The sequence below is a fragment of the Helicobacter winghamensis ATCC BAA-430 genome (assembly GCF_028751035.1).
GTDB lineage: Bacteria > Campylobacterota > Campylobacteria > Campylobacterales > Helicobacteraceae > Helicobacter_D > Helicobacter_D winghamensis.
The window spans coordinates 643326-664566 of the sequence record NZ_CP063533.1; the positions used below are offsets into that span (position 1 = coordinate 643326).

General features: G+C 35.8%; 17 protein-coding genes and 2 pseudogenes. 16 read left to right on the forward strand and 3 right to left on the reverse strand.

Translation table 11 applies throughout. The annotated features are described in order from the left end of the window. Nucleotides 1–65: 65 nt before the first annotated feature. From IP358_RS03350 to IP358_RS03365, 4 genes are all read left to right on the forward strand, one after another. A complete protein-coding gene (locus IP358_RS03350; RefSeq protein ID WP_370525628.1) occupies nt 66–2216 on the forward strand; it encodes a hypothetical protein in 2151 nt (716 codons plus the stop codon). 145 nt (nt 2217–2361) lie between these two features. Then, on the forward strand, nt 2362–3285 hold the full coding sequence (locus IP358_RS03355; RefSeq protein WP_370525629.1) for a hypothetical protein: 924 nt from the start codon (nt 2362–2364) through the stop codon (nt 3283–3285). Beyond that, nucleotides 3282–3482, forward strand: coding sequence for a hypothetical protein (locus IP358_RS03360; RefSeq protein ID WP_370523637.1), 201 nt, complete (start codon nt 3282–3284; stop codon nt 3480–3482). The genes IP358_RS03355 and IP358_RS03360 overlap by 4 nt, the downstream gene beginning before the upstream one ends. Before the next feature lie 9 nt (nt 3483–3491). Further along, nucleotides 3492–4007: a c-type cytochrome gene (locus tag IP358_RS03365; RefSeq protein WP_040498942.1), complete on the forward strand. Its 516-nt coding sequence runs from the start codon at nt 3492–3494 to the stop codon at nt 4005–4007. Nucleotides 4008–4009: 2 nt separating this feature from the next. Here the strand turns inward: IP358_RS03365 and IP358_RS03370 are convergent. The 3 genes and pseudogenes from IP358_RS03370 to IP358_RS03380 form a co-directional block, all read right to left on the reverse strand. Continuing rightward, a pseudogene (locus tag IP358_RS03370) lies at nt 4010–4992 on the reverse strand (cation diffusion facilitator family transporter). An 88-nt stretch (nt 4993–5080) separates the two neighbouring features. Continuing rightward, nucleotides 5081–5827 carry a methyl-accepting chemotaxis protein gene (locus tag IP358_RS03375; RefSeq protein ID WP_370521400.1) on the reverse strand — a complete coding sequence of 249 codons (747 nt, stop codon included), beginning with the start codon at nt 5825–5827 and terminating at the stop codon, nt 5081–5083. Between the two features lie 36 nt (nt 5828–5863). Beyond that, nucleotides 5864–7180, reverse strand: a pseudogene (locus tag IP358_RS03380) (hypothetical protein); the annotation flags it as partial. A 262-nt stretch (nt 7181–7442) separates the two neighbouring features. Between IP358_RS03380 and IP358_RS03385 the strand changes: the two are divergent. The 12 genes from IP358_RS03385 (at nt 7443) to glnA (ending at nt 21135) form a co-directional block, all read left to right on the forward strand. Beyond that, a complete protein-coding gene (locus tag IP358_RS03385; RefSeq protein ID WP_006803243.1) occupies nt 7443–9461 on the forward strand; it encodes a methyl-accepting chemotaxis protein in 2019 nt (672 codons plus the stop codon). 142 nt (nt 9462–9603) lie between these two features. Then, entirely contained in the window at nt 9604–10386 is a 783-nt protein-coding gene (locus IP358_RS03390) for a transporter substrate-binding domain-containing protein (protein ID WP_006803242.1), read from the forward strand. Nucleotides 10387–10401: 15 nt separating this feature from the next. After that, nucleotides 10402–11100: an amino acid ABC transporter permease gene (locus IP358_RS03395; RefSeq protein WP_006803241.1), complete on the forward strand. Its 699-nt coding sequence runs from the start codon at nt 10402–10404 to the stop codon at nt 11098–11100. Then, on the forward strand, nt 11087–11917 hold the full coding sequence (locus IP358_RS03400; protein WP_006803240.1) for an amino acid ABC transporter ATP-binding protein: 831 nt from the start codon (nt 11087–11089) through the stop codon (nt 11915–11917). The genes IP358_RS03395 and IP358_RS03400 overlap by 14 nt, the downstream gene beginning before the upstream one ends. Before the next feature lie 62 nt (nt 11918–11979). Beyond that, the gene (gene lysA / locus IP358_RS03405; protein ID WP_006803238.1) at nt 11980–13227 is read left to right on the forward strand and encodes a diaminopimelate decarboxylase; all 1248 of its coding nucleotides are present in this window, start codon (nt 11980–11982) and stop codon (nt 13225–13227) included. Between the two features lie 9 nt (nt 13228–13236). Further along, nucleotides 13237–14298: a prephenate dehydratase gene (gene pheA, locus IP358_RS03410; RefSeq protein WP_006803237.1), complete on the forward strand. Its 1062-nt coding sequence runs from the start codon at nt 13237–13239 to the stop codon at nt 14296–14298. Nucleotides 14299–14334: 36 nt separating this feature from the next. Further along, nucleotides 14335–14871, forward strand: a complete 537-nt coding sequence (gene fliL / locus IP358_RS03415; RefSeq protein ID WP_006803236.1) for a flagellar basal body-associated protein FliL — start codon at nt 14335–14337, stop codon at nt 14869–14871. A gap of 2 nt (nt 14872–14873) precedes the next feature. Further along, complete coding sequence (gene acpS, locus IP358_RS03420) at nt 14874–15236, forward strand: holo-ACP synthase (protein ID WP_006803235.1); 363 nt, start codon at nt 14874–14876, stop codon at nt 15234–15236. Between the two features lie 100 nt (nt 15237–15336). Beyond that, nucleotides 15337–16734 carry a class II fumarate hydratase gene (gene fumC, locus IP358_RS03425; protein ID WP_006803234.1) on the forward strand — a complete coding sequence of 466 codons (1398 nt, stop codon included), beginning with the start codon at nt 15337–15339 and terminating at the stop codon, nt 16732–16734. A gap of 148 nt (nt 16735–16882) precedes the next feature. Beyond that, nucleotides 16883–18223, forward strand: a complete 1341-nt coding sequence (gene gatA / locus IP358_RS03430) for an Asp-tRNA(Asn)/Glu-tRNA(Gln) amidotransferase subunit GatA (protein WP_040498875.1) — start codon at nt 16883–16885, stop codon at nt 18221–18223. Nucleotides 18224–18232: 9 nt separating this feature from the next. Then, a complete protein-coding gene (gene guaB / locus IP358_RS03435; protein ID WP_006803232.1) occupies nt 18233–19684 on the forward strand; it encodes an IMP dehydrogenase in 1452 nt (483 codons plus the stop codon). Between the two features lie 14 nt (nt 19685–19698). Further along, nucleotides 19699–21135, forward strand: coding sequence for a type I glutamate--ammonia ligase (gene glnA, locus IP358_RS03440; protein WP_006803231.1), 1437 nt, complete (start codon nt 19699–19701; stop codon nt 21133–21135). Nucleotides 21136–21241: the final 106 nt, after the last annotated feature.

Sequence of the window (21241 nt, forward strand, 5' to 3'; positions counted from 1 at the left end):
AAGGATTTATTATAAAATGGCAGGGTTTAAAATAAAAATCACACTTTAAACAAAGGAGAAAAACAATGGAAAAAACATTGAATAATCATTCTAGTATGATTGATATTCCTGCGGGGGGGGGGGCATTTAAGAGATATTTAAATCCATTTACTAGCAAGGCAATTTATTATAGCGTTCTTGCAACTTCACTTTCTACTTTTATCTTTCACTCACAAGCTTATGCACAATCAAATAATGAAAAATCTGTTCCACAAATTATTGCTTTAAATGTTACGCAAAATCCTTTGGTAAATCCTGCTCAAAACCTTAAAAATTCTAAGGTTAAATTAGATTCTAATTTAAAAACAAATAGAAATAATACTGGACAACTTAGGACTTTTTCTTCTGTAAAAGCTACAGAAAATAAACTTGAGATTGACAATAATACTCAAAATATAACTTATACGGGTGAGACAAAATTAGATGAATTGCAATTTAATAAACAAGACACAGGTGATAGCGCTACAAAAATTAGTTTTGAAAACCTTTCAATTAACAAACTAGCATCTAAAGGATTATTAGAAAAAACAATGGAGAATTTATTTAAAGATGCTGGTGTAGATATTAATGATAAAAGCACATATGACAATTGGTGGTTTAAATATGGTTTTGATGATATTAATCCAATTCCCAAAGCTGAGCGTTTGGATCTAGTTGGGAAGGATTTAACAATTACTGAAATTGATAATAAACACAATATTGTTATTAAGACGGAGAAATTGAAAGTAGATAGCATAAAAAATGGTGCTGGTGGGCTCTATATAGATTTTAAAGAGGGGGTGATAGGAGAGAAAGGCAAAGAGGCTATCGGTTTTTCCGAAGTTGATTATGTTCTTTCTCATTCTTCTTCCTTTCCATCAAATTTGAGGGCGCACAGCAACATAACGATATATACTGAAAAAGGACATATTGATGGAGATATTAACACCAAAGGAAGTGGCAGCAGGGGAATAGAAGTATGGGTGACTGGAGAAGGGGTTATTAGTGGGGATGCATATGTTATGTCTTCAGAAATGATACCAGCTTTTGATTGGGAAGGAGATTTATTGGAAAGTTCTAGTGGATCATTACATATAAGTCTAGCAAATGGTGCTAAGATGCTAGGAGATGTATTAGTTGAGAACGAATATGGTTACGGTGTTCTTGTGTTACAAGCAGGTCTGATAAAATCCCAGATGCAAGGAGATATTAATCTTAAACAAGGAAGTATGATGTTGGCTATGGGGGATAATACCGAAATAAGTGGAGAAATTAATATAGAAAAAGATGGGATTATGACCATCAAAGATATAGCGGGATTTCATAAAGGTAAAGGAGTGATTTCAAATAAAATTACTAACGAAGGTTTCCTGAATTTTGATATCAATAGCCAATTATCGTCGAATGATATAATAATTGAAAATGGTATTGATAATGATGGTGGAATTGTTAATATTACAAGTTATAATAATGATGAAAGTTATTTGGGATTTCTCAAAAAAGACGGTTATCACTTCAAAAATATAAATGGCGGTAAAATAGCAATTGACGGCTGGGATTTTAGAGAAAAAGAGGGTAATGGTAGAATTGTAATAGATACAGGAAATGGTGGGAATGACGGCACAAGAGAGCAGAATTTAAATAAAGTAGCTTTTGGCTCATATTTTGATGTTAATGGTAACATTATTCGCTCAACACAATGGGTAGATGGTAAAGAGATTCCTAGAACCATCACCCTCTTTGGCGATGATAAAATCTTCGCTAAAGGCTCTTATGTCCAATACCTTGTTTTAACCCCTGAAGAAGAAAAGGATCTTAAAGATGGAAAAATCAGTATCTATGATAAAGACGGCAGACATAATGTAGCAGGACATTTTATTGAAGGGGGAGCAGGAGCTAATGGAGAAAGTAACTTTGCAACCTTACTCCATGAAGGAAAAGTCATTAAACTTAGTGTTGGTGGTGGAGATACTATTGCACCTGTTGTTCAAGCAGATGGTTTAATTGGTGAATTAAAAGTTAATGATGATACTCCCGGCTCCACTATTGGTTCTAATCAAATTAATGCACTAAATACTAATATGACACAAACCTTTAACACCCTTAAAGAAATCTCTACTAAAACTTTTAGAACAGAGCATACTAATCTCTCAAGCTATAATACTCTAAAAAGAACAAGTAGCTTATGCTCTTTATAATCATTCTAAAAATGCTTCAAAGAATAATTCTTTAGATAACAATCCTACAAACAAGAATCTTTCTAGTAATAATTTAAAAAATCATACCAATAATAATCTCTTGAGTTATAATGCAAAGAATTCTTTAAATGATAATATAAATCTATTGGATAATACTAGTAACCCAGGTAATACAAATATTGCTAGTAATGTAAGTAATATAAATGCTTTGACAAATCCTGCAAGCAACACTTCAGGGAATAACACTTTAAGCAATGTTTCAAATAACACTAACTTAGAAGCTTATGCCACAGATGAACAAATTACTACTTATGCTACTTATGCACAAGCTGGTGCATCTGATGCTTTACTCTATGATGAAATCAATAAAGGCTATACAGATTTAGATCTCTTAAGAGCCTTAGATGATATTTTTATTAAGCAAAATAAAAAAGAAAGTGATCTTTATACTTATGCAGTGCCTTATTATAATTACATTAAAGATAAATCTTTAGGATTAGGCACCACAAAAACAAATAGTTATGGATTGCTAGCTGGAGGACAATTAAATTCTAATTATGGAGTTTATGGCTTTTATATTAATTTAGAAAACTCTAAGAGAGAAAACAACACAACAAGCACAGATACAGATAGCACAAGTTATTTAGCAGGATTAACTTATTACAATGCCTTCCATAGATTTTCTAATAAAGAACTCTATGTTAGTCTTAATACAATGCTAGGAACTACAAAGAGTGATGTCTCTATGATAGATAGTGATTCTTATAAAGATGATTTTGACTTTGATTCATTAAATTATGGAGCAGAACTAAGAGCTGGAGTTAATATTTATAATGTCTTAACTAATAGTTATTGGACACCAGAGTTAGGTTTAATCTATACAGGAATGGCAGTAGATTCTTATGAGATTAAACATACAAAGCTTACAGAATATTATGATAAAACAACAATTAATCTCTTAGAAGGGGTTGCAGGATTAAGATTCCATCACGCTTATAATCAAACTACACGCTTTAATGCAGCACTAGGAGCTAAGTTTAGACTCTATGATGATGCAAAAGTCAAATGAAAATTGCAGGAGAGACATTAGCAAATCCTTTGTTTGCTACAAGAGATATTAAACTTCCAGATACTTCTTATTATGTGCAATTTGGTCTTGTTAAACTTCTAGGAGATAATGTAGAGTTAAGTCTAAACTATCAAGGAAACTTTGCAAAAGATATTCAAGGACATACTGCCTTTGCTAGAATTGGATATTGGTGGTAAGGAGAGAAAATGCAAAGAATAATACTAACTTTACAACAAGAGAAACAAATAAAACAAAACAAAAGTCTAAGCTATCAAATACAGCAGGCTTTACAACAAAATAAACAAAGCAAACAACAAATAAAACAAGTTAAACAAATCAACAAACAAAACAAAAAGACTTCCTATGAAGTCTTTAAAACAACACTAACTTCTTTTTTAGGATTATGTTTATTAGGAAGTTTAAATCTTGCACAAGCAAAAGACAATTTTAATCCTAGTAAAGAATATAAACAAAATTGTTCTATCTGTCATGGAGCAAATGGATTAAAAGCTCCACCTGGAGGTAGAGAAACACAACTTATTGGTGCAATGCTAAAAGATTATGTGTATCAAAGACTTATTGATTATGCAAGTGATAAAGGAGGAACACCGGGAAATAACTTTATTATGTTTGCAGTAATGGATGAATACCAATACACTAAAGAAGAAATCAAACAACTAGCAGAGTATATTACAGATTTAGGGCATAAGGAGATGGAGTAGGGTTATAGCCATTTAGGGTTTGCAGTAAAGCTAACAGATAGCCAAATTTTATAGCTAGGAATCATAAGTGATTCTGCGATATGCTCCCTAATGGCGTCAAATTCTTGCATACTTTTAGGCTTAAAATTTTCCTGCGTTAGAATATTGACTTCAACCATATAAAAGCGTCCTGATTTTGCAGTGTGTGTATCGTAATCCTTAAAGCCGAACTCTTTGCTAATGTGCTCCATTATTTCTGTAATTCTCTCATCAATATCTATGGGGGCTACCATTATTAAGTCTTTGAAGTTTGCAATAGCAATGCGTGTGGGAGTGATACAAAGTAACAAAGATAATACAGCAAGCAAAATTGGATCAACATAAAGTGCAAATGCGGTATTTGTTTGGGGAAGTAAATAGATGATTCCAAATGCGACTAAAGCACCTAAATATAGCACGCAATCGATTTTCCATTCTGTATTATCTACTTGAATTAAATCTGATTCTAATATTTTTGTATAAATATGTGTATAGGTAAATAAAATCGTACAAAAGATAAAGGCACAAAGGCTATAAACAGCTGCACCACCTAGCTCTACGGCATATCCCCCGTGGATAATGCTTTTTAGCGCGTTAATAAAGGCATAAATACATACAAAGACTAATACAAGAGATTTACCATAGGTTCAAAACGCACATAACCATATTGAAAAATATCATCATCTTCTTTATAAATATAGCGCGAAGTTACTACGCTAAGCGCACCAAGTCCAACACTAACAAGTGCAACAAAGCCATCAAAAATCACCGCCATTGATTTAACAAAAATCCCAAATCCGATTCCAAAAATCGCTAAAAGTAAAGCGCTAAACATTGAAACTTTCAAAATAAATTGTTCTTTATGATTATCTACAATAGAATCCTTTGTGTTTGAAAGAGTGCGCACTTGATTATCACGCACGCTAGTGCCATAGTTTTGCTTAAAAATCTTGCTAAAAAGCCCCATTGAAGCCCTTGTTTGTGGAATACTTGATTATATAGTAGAGAAGTTAATGGATAGTTAAAAGACCCAAAAAATTGGAATCTTTTTTAAGTTAAAATTTCTTTTTGTTTGTGTCTTCTGTAATGTCTTGTGCAATTTGCTCAACATCTTTAGAGATGCTTGAAGTGTTATCGGCAATGCTCAGATTGTTTTGCGTGATTTTTTCTAGTTGCCCCACAGCTTCGTTGATTTGCTCAATTCCAGCGGTTTGCTCTTTGATAGATTCGCCCATATCATTCACGCCTTGCGCTAGGATATTAATGTTTGCGTCAATTTCACTTAATGATTTTCCTGTGCGTTCAGCTAGTTTTCTAACTTCATCTGCTACAACTGCAAAGCCTCTGCCGTGCTCACCTGCTCTTGCTGCTTCAATAGCGGCATTTAATGCTAGCAAGTTTGTTTGATCTGCAATATCTCTAATCACACCAACAACATTCTTAATATCACTGCTTTGGTTAATCACTTCTTGTGTTTTGGAACTCACATTTTGCATAGAGCTTGTGATTTGTTCTATTGCTTGTGCGGTTTGTTCCAAAGATGATGCTTGATGGTGTGAACCTTCTACGAGCTTGTCCATCATCTCTTCTAAGTTTTTAGACTTCGTGTTTAGTGCGCTTGCGAAGTTTGCCGATGTGGTTAGCATTGTCTTAATTTCTTGCCCTAAGGTGTTTGTAGTAATCTCTACTCCACCTTTAGCGTCCTTCACTTCCGTTGTGAAGTCTAAGTTTGTATAGCTTTGGAATACGCGTTCAATCTCATTAGTATCGCTTCCGATTTTATTTTCTAAGGTTTGTAGCATTTTATTTAACACTTTCTTAAGCTCATTGAGTTGTGGATTATAAGGCTGTGCTGTTATTCTTGCGGTTAAATCCCCACTTTCAATTCTGTTTGCTGTTTCAATAGATTCCTTAACTGCTTGTGTGTCTTGCTCTAACCCTTTTTGAGTTTTTTGGATATTTTCATTAATTGCTACCGTCATTAAGCCAATTTCATCTTCTGCACGAGGCTTGATGAAAGCTGGTGGTGTTTTTGTCTCGTAATTTAGGTATTTGAAGAAACCAAAGAGTAAGTTATAAAGTGTATTGATTCTTGTGATAACTTGCGTGCGGATATAGAAAAATAAGGTTAATCCAATAATGGCTAAAGCGATAAGTGTGCAAACAACAATGATTGTTGTAAGAGATCGAACAGGCTCTGTAATAGAGTCAATAGGTGCTGTTACAAACGCGCTCCAGTGTGTATTCATACTCTCTCTACCGATTTGAAAAGTGTTAATTGCCGTTAGACTTTCATTACCTTGAGCATTAAAGTATTCATAAATCCCGTCTTTTCCTTCTTTTGCTGCTTGCATTATTCTCTTAGTGCTTTCGTGTGGATTAATTTCATTTAATGCCTTGCCCAAAGCGTTTTGATTAATATGCGCTGCGATGATTCCATCAGCAGTCATAATGGCTTTATAATCACCTTTAAATACGGATCGTTCTTGTGTGTTAATGTCTTTAGAAATGGCATTAAGATTTACAAAAAGTCCTAAAACAGCAACAATTTCACCACTTTTATTTTTGAGTGGATAGTTCATTGCAACACCCACGCTTTCGCCTTGTTCTGCAATATTTCTAAGAGCTGGGATTCCAATATTTGGCTCACCACTTTGAAGTGCTTTAAGGACGCTTGGAATCTCTATAATAGCATTATCTGCTTTTAAGCTTTTTATGCCACCGAGATTTCTAATATCGGAATCTGTAACTAAGATTAGCATTTTTCCATTAGCAGCTTTAAAGTTTTCATTGCGGATATTCTCTCCAGAATACATTGGATCAATCACATACAAATAACCATAATCTGCAACTCCGGAGGAATCTAACATTGTCCCCACAGCATCTTGTAACACTTCTTCTCTTGCATTGCGGTCTATCATACCGCTAATTGTGTCTTGTTGTGATTCTAAGACGGCAAACATTTCATTGAGATACCCGCCAACAAGATTAGAAAATCTAGCTGCTGTGTTGTTGAGTAATTTGTGAGTTTCTTGGAGTTGGATAGTCGCTGAACGCGAAATGACTACATAAGACATAATCCCTAAACAAATCACTATAACAAATAGAATAGTTGAAACGATTTTTGTTCCTAATTTTAGCTTGTGCAAATTCATTTAATCAATCCTTATTAAATTTAATAGCGTTAAAGAGCATTTGCAAAAATTGCTAAACTCTTTCTTAGTAAAGCATTTAATAATACAATAAAAAACTTAAAAAGAAGCAAGAATATAAAGAATTTTATCTGCTAGAGTTTCAATGTTGTGCTAGATTTAAAGAAAGCTGAAATTTTAGTTTAATAGTAAAAATCTAATTCAATATAAATCATTTAAGCAATACAATCCCGCTACTATATTAAAGCATAAAAAGGAGAAGAATATGCTACGCTCATTAGGCGGTAAATTAACTGCAAGTGCAGTTGCTATCTTTGCCATTATTATTATGGTTATTAGTGCATTTAACTTTCAAAACACTTCAGGAGATGTGCAGGAGCTTTATCGTGGAATCCAAAAACAAACGCTAGAGTCTGCTTATAAGAGTATTTATATTACTATGGGTGAAGAGGCGCAAGAACATTTGCGTGTGCTTGCAAGAGATCTTTCAAGAATCAATAAAGATAATATTGTGCAGCAGCGCATTATTTTAGATACTGCTTCAGCCTTAGTAAAATATCCTTTAATGTTTATTGTTTATGAAGAAGATGGAAAAGCAATTTTGCAAGATTATAATAGTGAGGGGGAGACAAATTTTTCTTCAGAGTGGGATGATGTAGGGAATGTAGATTTGCGCCAACGCCCTTGGTATATCCAAACAAAACAGGCAAATGCCGGGATTATTACTCCTGTGTATGTTAGCGAAGTGGGAAAATATAAAGGAGATTCTTTTGCTACTGCAACTATGCCTATTATAAAGAATGGGAAGTTTGTCGGTGTCGTTGGAATGGATATTCAAGTCGATCAGTTTCAAGCGCGTTTTGAAGCATTTAAAAATCCAGAACTTCCTTCTATGAGCGTATTTATCACAGATAGCAATGGGGCGATTTTTTCCCACGAAGATATGGAGTTTGTAAAAAGTGGTTTATCTAAAGATGTTGAAACTGCACTCAAGCAAGATCTCCAAGCCAATGCAAAAAAAGAGGGTGAGATTGACTATAACTTAACCTTAAGAAATGGACAAGTTATTGATAAGCTTGGATATTATAAGCAATTTCCTTTTGGCTGGACAATTGTTGCTACGGCAGATAAGAGTGATTATACAGCAGCGGTTAATAAGAGTTTAATGGAGACAATTATCTTAGCAGTTGTTATGATTATCATCGGTGCGGTTGTGATTTTGTTTATTATACGCTATTTTACAAATCCTTTAAATACAATTAAATTAACCTTAATTGAATTTTTTAAATATCTTAATCATGAAAGTAAAGTTGCCCCTAAAGCACTTGAGATAAAAAGTCAAGATGAGATTGGAACAATGGCTCAGGCAATCAACGCAAATATTGAACAAACAAAAAATGGGCTACAAAAAGATGAAGCTCTTGTTGAACAATCTGTTAAGGTGATTCAAAGAGCAAAAGATGGTTATGCGGATTCCATTATTGACTTAGATGGTGTAAATCCACAACTTAACCATTTGCGCGATGTGGTAAATGATTTATTGAGATTGTTGTCTAGCGCAATTGGTAGAGATTTACCAGAATTAAATCGTGTCTTTGATAGCTTTGTTGCGCTTGATTTTAGCACGCAAGTAGCCAATGCACAAGGGCGTGTGGAGATAGTAACAAATACTTTGGGTGAAGAAATTCGCAAAATGCTTAGAACTTCTTTAGAATTTGCAAACTCTCTAAATGAGCAAAGTAGCAAGCTTGAAAGTGCGGTAAATTCGCTAACGCAGTCTTCTAACTCTCAAGCTTCATCTTTGCAACAAACAGCAGCAGCGGTAGAAGAAATCACTTCATCAATGCATAATGTAAGTGGTAGAACACAAGAAGTTATCCAGCAGACTGAGGATATTAAAAATGTAATCGGAATTATTAGAGATATTGCAGATCAAACAAACTTGCTAGCATTAAATGCCGCTATTGAAGCAGCAAGAGCAGGTGAGCACGGCAGAGGCTTTGCAGTTGTAGCAGATGAAGTAAGAAAACTAGCTGAACGCACAGGAAAATCTCTTGGAGAGATTGAGGCAAATGCGAATTTGTTGGTGCAAAGCATTAATGATATGGCAGAATCTATTAGAGAACAAACCGCAGGTATTACACAGATTAATGAGGCGATTTCAAATTTGGAAACTGTAACGCAAGAAAATGTAGGGATTGCAAACACAAGCTCTGATATTTCTCAAAATGTTTCTGAGATTGCCAAGGCAATTTTAGAGGATGCTAATAAGAAAAAAATCTAATATAAAATATGGAATCTAATTTGGATTCCATATTTTTCTGCATAACAACTTTTATTTCAATCACTAAAGATTTTATAGTATTTACAAAAATGCTTGGGATTTTGCTATAATCCTTGCTTATTTTTCTTGCAAGGAGATTTGCGTGTATCGTTTAATATTATCTAGCGTTTTAGCGACTTTTATAAGTTTTGGGTTGAGTGGTTGTAAAGAAGATGAAAAGTTAGTCGTAGCAACAGCAGCAGAGTTTCCGCCTTTTGAATTTAAAGAGGGTTCGGAATATAAGGGTGTGGATATGGATATATCCAAAGAGATTGCAAAGCGTTTAGGTAAAGAACTTGAAATTAAAGATATGGAGTTTGACTCTGTGATGAGTGCTGTGAGTAGTGGGAATGCAGATTTTGCAGCAAGTGGTTTGACAATTAATGAAACGCGTTTAAAGGTGGCTGATTTTACAAAGCCTTATTATAATGCTAATCAAGTGGTAGTTATTAAAAGTGAAAATGCCGAACTTAAGGCAGTTAAAAATAATGCAGAAGCATTAATTGACGCAATTTCTAAGAAAAATGGCATTAAAATTGGTGTGCAGACAAGCACAACAGGTGCATTTTTTGCCAAAGGGGATAAAGATTGGGGATTTGTAGGGTTTCCTAATGCGGAGGTTAAGAGTTTTGTAAATGGTTCTCTTGCCATTAGTGCTTTGGTAAATGGGCAGGTAGATCTTGTAATTTTAGATGAAGCTCCAGCAAAACTTATTTCTAAGGCAAATGCAGGCACGGAAGTTTTACCGATAACTTTAACGCAAGAACAATATGGAGTCGCAGTTAAAAAGGGCAATAAAGAGCTTTTGGATTCCATTAATGGCGCATTAGAAGCAATGGAGAAAGATGGCACTTTGGAATCTATTATGCAAAAATATTTCAAATAAAGCTTTTATTAAATAATGGATAAATTAGAAGTTTTTTACAATCAGCTTATCATAAAAGGTGGCTATGCGCTTGTTTTAGAAGGGATTTGGGTTACTATTGTATTGGCTGTTTGTGGATTGTTAATAGGCATTATCATTGGAACTTTATTAGCAATTCTACTAACAAAAGATGAAAAGAGCGCATTTGAACGTGTATTAGTTTTTATTGGCAGATTGTATGTTGGATTCTTTCGGGGGACACCTATTGTTGTGCAATTGCTTTTTATTTACTTTGTGATTTTGCCACTTTTTGGACTTGCAGGTAGTAGTGCATTACTTGTGGCAGTGGTGATTTTTGGCTTAAATAGTGGCGCATATGTGAGTGAGATTATCCGTGGTGGAATTTTAAGCGTGGATAGTGGGCAAAATGAAGCAGCAAGGGCTTTAGGACTTAATTCTAAACAGAGTATGCGCTTTGTTGTATTTCCACAAGCCCTTAAAAATGCACTTCCAAATTTAGGCAATGAATTTATTACTTTGCTTAAAGAGACTTCAGTGGCAAATTATGTAACAGTGCATGATTTAACCTATGCGTTTAAAACGATTGGAAGTGCAAGTTATGAATATATGATTCCGTATTTCTTTTTAGCGGTTTGTTATTTGGTGCTTGTAATATTGGCAAGCTTTATTGTGAAAAAATACGAAGGGAAGTTAAGAAGAAGTGATAAGCGTTAAAAATCTTGTTAAAAAATATTATGATTACACAAAAGTAGCTAAACAAGAAAAAGTCGTGCTTAATGGTTTAAATGTGGAATTTAAGCGTGGAGAGAAGGTTGTAATTGTAGGTCCTAGCGGGAGTGGAAAAAGCACTTTTTTGCGCTGTTTAAATCTTTTGGAGATTCCAGATAGCGGAGAGATATGGTTAGATAACAAAAGGATTTCTAATTTAAGTATTGAATTGTATCCAGAGCTTGTAAGTCTTAAGGGTAGGGCGTTAAAAAAGGAGATTTTAGAATATGATAAAAAGCATCATATTGATATAAATTTAGCGCGCGCTAAAATGGGAATGGTGTTTCAGCATTTCAATTTATTTAATAATTTGAGCGTTTTAGAAAACATTACGCTTGCTCCTGTGCAGTTAAAGCGTGCCACGCAAAATGAAGCAAAAGAGTTAGCTCTAGCGCTTTTGGCGCGTGTAGGTTTATATGATAAGGCGCATGAATATCCTGTGCGTTTGAGTGGTGGACAAAAACAAAGAATTGCGATTGCAAGGGCTTTGGCGATGAAACCTGAAGTGATGCTTTTTGATGAGCCAACGAGTGCATTAGATCCAGAAATGGTAGGAGGTGTTTTGGAGTTAATGAAAAGTGTGGCAAATGAGGGAATGAGTATGGTTTGTGTAACACACGAAATGGGCTTTGCAAGGGAAGTTGCTACGCGTGTTTTGTTTATGGAAGGAGGGAATATTTTAGAAGATTCTCCACCTAGAGAGTTTTTTGATATGCCAAAAAGCGAGCGGTTGCAGTATTTTTTAAGCCATATTAAACATTAAAGAGATTTGATTTTTAAGGCTTTTTTACTACAATGGTTGAAATTTGTTTTTAAAGAGTGAAAATGGAAAATGTGTTTAATATTCCGCAGCTTAGTGGAAATTTGAGAAAAGAGTTATTGCAGAGTGCAGCAGAGCAGTTTGGCACGCCTTTGTATGTATATGATTTAGAGAGAATTGAAGCGCGTTTTAATGCGTTAAAGCAGGCTTTTGCTGGCAGAAAAGCATTGGTGTGCTATGCGTTAAAGGCAAATTCCAATTTAAGCGTGATTAAAAAGCTTGCTAGTTTAGAAAGTGGGGCAGATTGCGTGTCTTTAGGAGAGATTAAGCGTGCAGTAATGGCTGGAATTCCAAAGTATAAGATTATTTATAGCGGTGTGGGAAAGCAGGATTTTGAGATTAAAGAAGCTATTAGCCTTGGAATTTTGTTTATTAATGTGGAGAGCAAAGAAGAGATGCTACGCGTGGAGGCTTGTGCTAGAGAGCTGGGAATCTCTGCTAGAATTTCAATTCGCGTTAATCCTGATATTGATCCCCAAACACATCCTTATATCTCAACAGGATTAAAAGAAAACAAATTTGGCGTTAGTATTGAAGAAGCAAAGGGAATGTATTTGCATGCGCATAATGCCGAGTTTTTAGAGCCTATTGGAATCCATTTTCATATCGGTAGCCAACTAACAAAGCTAAAGCCTATTGCAGAATCTGCGCAAAAAATCGCACAGCTTACACAAAGTTTGCTAGCATTAAAGATTGATATTAAGTTTTTTGATATTGGTGGGGGAATTGGAATTACTTATAGTGATGAAAGTACAATTAGCCCCTATGATTATGCGCAAGCAATTTTAGCAGAGTTGCGCGGACTTGATGTAACAATTGTTTGTGAGCCGGGCAGATTTATAGTAGGAAATAGTGGGGTATTTTTAACGAAAGTGTTGTATCAAAAGGAAAATCAAGGCAAGCGATTTGTTATAGTAGACGGAGCTATGAATGATTTAATCCGTCCTAGTCTTTATGCTGCTTACCATCAAATTTTAGCTCTTAAAAATATGGAATCTAAAGGGGAAGCTGAAGTGGCAGGTCCTATTTGTGAGAGTGGTGATTATTTGGGTAAAAACATTGTGTTGCCACATTGTGAGCGAGGAGATATTTTAGCAGTTTTAAGTGCTGGAGCATATGGCTTTAGTATGGCAAGTAATTATAATACGCGTCCTAGATGTGCAGAAGTGGTGGTTGAAAATGGAAAAATCCGCTTGGTGCGCAAAAGAGAGAGTTTTGAAGATTTAATCGCATTGGAAAAAGAGTATTTATAGGGGGCAATTGTGAATTTACAGCATTTTAGGACAGAGATTGATGGGATTGATGATAGTATTTTAGAACTCTTAGAAAAAAGAATGGAGATTGTTAAGCGCATTGGTAAAGCAAAAATGCAGAGCAATGCGCCTATTTATCGTCCAGAACGCGAAAAAGAAATTATTGATAGATTGAATTCTAAGAAGTCTTTATTGCTTGATAAGTCTGCTATTGAAGCGATTTATTTAGAGATTTTTGCGGTGAGTCGTAATCTTGAGTTGCCAGAGAGAGTAGCTTATCTTGGACCTCTTGGAAGTTATACGCACCAAGCAGCGGAGAGTCGCTTTGGGGCAATGTGTGAGTATTTTTCGCACAATACAATCACACAAGCAATTAAAAGCGTGGAGAATCGTCGCGCAAGTTATGCTGTGATTCCTATTGAAAATAATCAAAATGGGGCGGTTGGAGAAACACTGGATTTGCTTAAAGATACAGAGTTGAAAATCGTTGCAGAAATTTATATGCCCATTCATCATTGTTTTGCAAGTATAGCGCAAAGCGTTAAAGAGATTGAAGTGATTTATTCTAAAGATATTGCGTTTGGGCAGTGTTCTAGCTTTTTGAGTGAGCATTCTTTAGATCATATCCAAAGAATTCCTGTGGATTCTACGGCTAGAGCTGCACAACTTGCAGCAGAGAATCCCAAATGCGCTGCTATTTGTTCACATATTGCTGCAAAGTTGTATAATGTTCCAGTGCTTTTTGGGAATATTGAAGATAATTCGCATAATAAAACGCGCTTTATTATTGTAAGTAATTTTAAAAATCAGCGTTGTGGTAGGGATAAAACTTCCTTGTATGCAAATCTTGCAAATACTGATCGTCCTGGGGCATTATACCATTTGCTTTATGATATTAAGGATTTAAACATTAATATGACTTCGATTCAATCACGCCCCGTTTCTGGAAGTGATTTTAACTATTGCTTTTTTATTGATATTGATGGGCATATTGATGACGCAAATGTAGCAGAGCTTTTTTTGCGCTATCCTAATGCGTTAAAATGGCTTGGAAGTTATTTGAAAAACTAAGTATAATATGCATTTAATTTACAAAAGGAGTAATGTATGGCTGAAGAAGAAAAAAAACCTTCAAAGCTAGAAGGTTTAAAACAGAATAAAATGATTTTATTTATCATCATTGGTGTGGTTGCGTTGTTGTTGATTATTTTTATTGTTGTTGGAATCTTAATTTTTAGTGGTGGAAATGAGTCAGAACAAGCAGGAGTAGCACCACAAACACAACAAAGTGCAGCAAATAAGGGAAGTACAGCAAATCCAAATAGTAGTCTTTTGAGTGTTGGTCCAATGTATCCGTTGGATCAGTTTATTGTAAATTTGCTTGCTTCAGGAGGTGGGAAGCGTTATTTGAAGACTTCTATTGCATTAGAACTTAGTATTCCAGAAATGCAAGCCGAACTTGATATAAAGCGTGATGTATTGCGTGATACAGTAATTACAATCCTTAGCTCTAAGACATTTGAAGAAGTGCAAACCGCCAAAGGGAAACAAAAACTTAAAGAAGAGATGATGGAACGCATTAATGAATTTTTGGTAGATGGTAGAGTAGTTAATATGTTTTTTACAGAATTTGTTGTGCAATAGTTATGTTATGTGTTGGGGTTGATATTGTTAGCATAAAACGCATAGAAATGTTTGTCAAGAGATATCAGACACAAGGGCTTAGGCGTTTTTTAAGTGAATTTGAGATTTCTCTTGTAAAGACTCCCCAAAGCATTGCTGGCTTTTGGGCAGCTAAAGAAGCTTGCGCAAAGGCTTTAAAATGTGGAATTGGAAAGGAATTAGGATTCCACGATATTTTGCTTTCAAAAAGCAATAAAGGTGCGCCTTTGTTGCAGCTCACTCCAGAAAAGCTTGCTTATTTTAAAGTGCAAGATTTAAGTCTTTCTATCTCGCATGATGCAGGGTTTGCTATTGCAGTTGTTGCTGCAAGTATGGAAAATCATTAGAGTAATTTTATTTTTAGGATAGCGTTTTTGCTTAAGTAAATATTATAGAATTTTAGGCTAGATTTTTATATCTTAAAATTTTTAAAGAAAGGATTGAGCTATGGAGCAAAAATTTAGGATTGAGCGTGATACGATGGGCGAAGTGAAAGTTCCAGATGATAAGTATTGGGGGGCGCAAACAGAGCGGAGTTTTGAAAATTTCAAAATTGGGATAGAAAAAATGCCAAAAGTGCTAATTTATGCCTTTGCAAACCTTAAAAAATCTTTAGCTATTGTTAATCATAATTTAGGAAAGCTTGATGAAGTGCGTAAAAATGCGATTGTTCAGGCATGTGATGAAATAGTAGCGGGTAAATTTGATGAGAATTTTCCGCTTGCAATTTGGCAAACAGGTTCTGGCACACAAAGCAATATGAATATGAATGAAGTGATTGCAAACCGCGCCACAGAGATTGCAGGTTATGACTTTAGAAAAGAAAAATTTGTCCATCCAAACGATCATGTAAATATGTCGCAAAGCTCTAATGATACATTCCCAACGGCAATGAGTATTGTAGCAGTGGAGCAAGTGCTACAAAAGCTAATCCCTTCGCTTGAGTGTTTAAGCACAACACTAGGTAAAAAAGCGCAGGATTTTAAGGAGATTATTAAGATTGGACGCACTCATTTGCAGGATGCTACACCTTTGACTTTAGGGCAGGAATTTAGTGGGTATCATTCTATGCTAGAGCATTCCAAAGAGCAAATTCTAGCAAGTTTGCCTACACTAAGAGAGTTAGCCATTGGTGGAACAGCGGTAGGAACAGGATTAAATGCGCATCCACAACTTAGCGAAAAGGTAAGCGCAGAGCTAACAAAAATGCTAGGTATTGAGTTTGTATCAAGCCCTAATAAATTTCACGCATTAACTAGCCACGATGCGATTACTTTCACACACGGAGCAATGAAAGGCTTGGCGGCAAATTTAATGAAAATTGCAAATGATATTAGATGGCTTGCAAGCGGTCCTAGATGTGGATTAGGAGAGCTTAGAATTCCAGAAAATGAACCTGGAAGCTCCATTATGCCCGGAAAAGTTAATCCCACACAATGTGAAGCGCTAACTATGGTTGCTGTGCAGGTTATGGGGAATGATACAGCGATTGGAATTGCTGCAAGTCAAGGAAATTTTGAGCTTAATGTGTTTAAACCAGTGATTATTTATAACTTCTTGCAAAGCCTAGATTTGCTTGCTGATGCAATGCATTCCTTTAATATCCATTGTGCTGAAGGGATTGAGCCGGAGTTAGAAAAAATTGATTACAACTTGCACCATTCTTTAATGCTTGTAACTGCGCTTAATCCACATATCGGCTATGAAAATGCCGCAAAAATTGCTAAAAATGCCCATAAAAAAGGAATTTCTTTAAAAGAAAGCGCATTAGAGTTAGAGTTGGTGAGTGAAGAGGATTATAAAAAGTGGATTGATCCTAGTAAAATGATTGGTCCAAAGACTTAAATGAAATCTTAAAAGTTGGAATCCAAAATACGATTCCAACTTTGCACTTTTGCATAAAATTTTATAAAAACACAGAATTTTTAACCCTTCTATTAACAAAACTTCTTTATAATTCGCAAATTTTTAACATTTTGGAGTTTTTATGTCTATTCCAACACTACAAGAAGCACTAAAGCTTGATAAAGATGGCATCCAGGCTTTAAAGAACACACTCAAAGAAAAGATTAAAGCAAGTGATTTAAACGCTTATGTAGGAGCATTAGAAGATGCTGATACAGATCTTATTCCTATTGCTATTAAAGACAATATTAATGTTAAAGGATGGGAGATTACTTGTGGGAGTAAGATTTTAGAAGGTTATATTGCCCCTTATAATGCAAGTGTGATTGAAAATTTAAAACATAAGGGCTTCGCTCCTTTTGGACGCACAAATATGGACGAATTTGCGATGGGTAGCACAACGGCTAGTAGTTGCTATGGTAAAACTTTAAATCCTAGAAATAAAGAGAGAGTTCCGGGTGGAAGTAGTGGTGGAAGTGCAGCGGCAGTAGCAGGTGGAATTGCACTTGCGGCACTTGGAAGCGACACTGGTGGGAGCATTAGACAACCTGCTAGTTTTTGTGGTTGTGTGGGGCTAAAGCCAACTTATGGTAGGGTTAGTCGTTATGGGCTTGTGGCGTATAGTTCAAGCTTGGATCAAATTGGACCAATTACGCAAAATGTGAGTGATTGTGCATTGCTTTTTGATGCAATTGCAGGTTATGATAGGATGGATTCCACAAGCGCAAATTTAGAATCGCCAAGCACTTTTGAAGATTTAAATGCTAAGCGTAAGTTAAAAATTGCAATCTTGCCAGAGTTTTTAAAGAATGCAGATTCTAGTATTCAAAATGCTTATCAAAAAACCATAGATATTCTAAGTCAAAATGGACATACAATTTTTGAAAAGCAAATGCTAGATACTAGCTATATGATTGCTGCATATTATGTGATTTGTACGGCTGAAGCAAGCTCAAATCTAGCGCGTTTTGATGGGGTGCGCTATGGAAAAAGAGCAGAGAATTTAAGTAATCTTAAAGAATTATATCTTAAAACACGATCCCAAGGCTTTGGCGATGAGGTGAAGCGCAGGATCTTGCTTGGCTCTTTTGTCTTAAGTAGTGGATATTATGATGCGTATTATATTAAAGCACAAAAGGTGCGCACGCTAATTGCAAGGCAATATGAAGAGATTTTGCAGGATTGTGATGTGATTTTATCCCCTGTTGCGCCAAGCGTTGCTTTTAGTTTTGAAGCGTGTAAAACACCTTTGCAAATGTATTTAGAAGATATTTATACTATTGGTGTAAATTTAGCTGGGTTACCTGCAATCTCTTTGCCTGTGGATAGTGATGAGGGCTTGCCTATTGGAATGCAGTTTATTGGAAAGGCTTTTGATGAACAAACGCTTTTGGATATTGCATTGCATTTAGAAAATACATTAAAATAAGGAGTTTTTATGAAGATTAGAGCGCGCGCATTAACCTTTGAAGATGTTTTATTGGTTCCTGCATATTCTGAGATTTTACCTAAAGAAGTCTCTTTGCAAACGAAATTTTCACGCAATATCACCTTAAATGCCCCTCTTGTTTCTGCGGCAATGGATACAGTTACAGAAGAGCGCACAGCAATTGCAATGGCAAGGCTTGGAGGAATTGGAATTATCCATAAAAATATGGATATTCTAACACAGGTTGCACTCATTAAAAAGGTAAAAAAAAGCGAGAGCGGAGTGATTATTGATCCTATCTATATTTCTCCTAACTCCACACTTGCTGACGCAAAAGAGATTACAGATAATTATAAAATTTCAGGTGTGCCAGTAGTTGATGAGCATGGAAGTTTAATTGGAATACTAACAAATCGTGATATGCGCTTTGAGACAGATTTAACGCGCCCAGTTAAAGATGTGATGACGAAAGCACCGCTAATTACAGGGAGAGTTGGCACAAGTTTAGAAGAAGCGCGCAATATTATGAATAAGCATAAAATTGAAAAGCTTCCTATCGTCAATGAAAAAGGCATCTTAAAAGGATTAATTACTATTAAAGATATTCAAAAACGCATTGAGTATCCTAATTCCAATAAAGATGATTTTGGGCGTTTGCGTGTTGGGGCTGCAATTGGTGTATTCCAATATGAGAGAGCAAGGGCACTTGTGGATGCTGGGGTTGATGTGTTGGTTTTGGATTCTGCACACGGACATAGCAAAGGGATTTTGGAAACCATTAAGACTATTAAAAAAGATTTGGTGGTTGATATTGTTGCGGGAAATGTCGCTACAGGAGAAGGTGCGCAAGCCTTAATTGATGCAGGAGTTGATGGGGTGAAGGTGGGTATTGGACCTGGAAGTATTTGTACAACAAGAATAGTGGCAGGTGTTGGTGTGCCACAAATTACTGCAATTGATGCTGTTGCAAAAGTATGTCAAAAAGCCCAAATTCCAGTAATTGCTGATGGTGGTATTAAATATTCTGGAGATATTGCAAAGGCTTTAGCAGTGGGTGCCTCTAGTGTTATGATTGGAAGTATGTTGGCAGGTACGGAAGAATCTCCAGGAGAGACAATTATTTACCAAGGAAGACAATATAAAACTTATCGCGGAATGGGAAGTTTGGGAGCGATGAATCGTGGAAGTGCAGATCGGTATTTTCAAGAAGGAACAGCGCAAGAAAAACTTGTTCCAGAGGGTATTGAAGGGCGTGTCCCCTATCGTGGAAGGATTGCTGATGTTGTTCATCAAATGCTTGGTGGATTGCGCTCATCTATGGGATATTTGGGGTCCAAAGATATTCCAACGCTTTGGGAGAAGGCGGAGTTTGTGGAGATTACACAAAGTGGCTTAAGGGAATCACATGTGCATGATGTAATGATTACCAAGGAAGCACCAAATTATCATATTAATCATTAATTAAAGGAATTAAAATGCAAAGATTGGCAATGGATAGAAAAGCAGTAGAAGAGTTTTTTAATTATTGCAAAGAAAATGAAGTTGAATTTATTGATTTTCGTTTTACGGATATTAAGGGTGTTTGGCATCATTTTTCTTTTGATGCTGAAGTGATTGATGCAAGTAGTTTTGAAGGGATTCCTTTTGATGGGAGTTCACTTCCTGCTTGGCAGCCTGTGGATAAGTCTGATATGGTCTTAATCCCAGATCCTGTGCGCTATTTTATTGATCCTTTCACTGCGGATACAACAGTGGTCGTGTTTTGTGATGTGTGGGATATTTATAAAGATGAGCCTTACGAAAAATGTCCGCGCTCTATCATTAAGCGTGCTATGAATCATCTTAAAGAAACTGGAATTGGTGATGTGGCATATTTTGGTCCAGAGAATGAATTTTTTGTGTTTGATTCTATTAAAATTAAAGATTCTGTAAATTGCCAGTATTATGAGCTTGATACAGAAGAGGGTGAATGGAATCGCAACAAGGAATTTGAAGGGGTGAATTTTGGGCATCGTCCTGGCACTAAGGGAGGATATTTTCCAGTGGCTCCAGTAGATTCTATGGTGGATTTGCGTGCTGAAATGGTTAAGGTGTTAAAGCAAGTGGGCTTAGAGACTTTTGTGGTGCATCACGAAGTGGCACAAGGGCAGGGTGAAATTGGTGTGAAGTTTGGGGATATGCTTGAAGCTGCGGATAATGTTCAAAAGCTTAAATATGTTGTGAAAATGGTAGCGCATTTAAATGGCAAAACAGCAACCTTTATGCCAAAGCCTCTTTATGGCGATAATGGTAGTGGAATGCATGTGCATATTAGCATTTGGAAAGATAATAGGAATCTTTTTGCGGGGGATTCTTATCAAGGTTTAAGTCAAATGGCATTGCACTTTTTGGGGGGTGTATTAAAGCATGCAAGGGCGTTAGCTGCCTTTACAAATCCTAGTACAAACTCTTATAAACGCCTTATTCCGGGCTTTGAGGCACCAAGCATTTTGACTTATTCTGCACAAAATAGAAGTGCAAGTATTAGGATTCCTTATAATAGTGGAGAAAAGGCAAAGAGAATGGAGTTTAGATTCCCTGATAGCTCTAGTAATCCTTATTTAGCATTTGCATCGCTTCTTATGGCAGGGATTGACGGGATTAAAAACAAGATTGAGCCAGGGGAGCCTATGGAGATTAATCTTTTTGAGTTGCATTTAGATGAAATTCGCGAAAAAGGCATTAAGCAGCTTCCACACACACTCAGACACGCTATTGAAGAAATGTTGGTGGATAGAGCGTATTTAAAAGAAGGTGGAGTGTTTAGTGAAGAGTTTATCCAAGCCTATAAAACTTATAAATTTGAAACAGAAATCTGGCCTTGGGAAGCCCGCCCTCATCCTTTTGAATTTATTACTACTTATAGCTGTTAAGCTTTTCTTTATTTTGGATTCTAGGTTTGGAATCCAAAATAAAATTTTTGCTACTTCTTAAAATATAACAATTGTAAGATTGATTCCTAAAAGCTTAGATTCCATT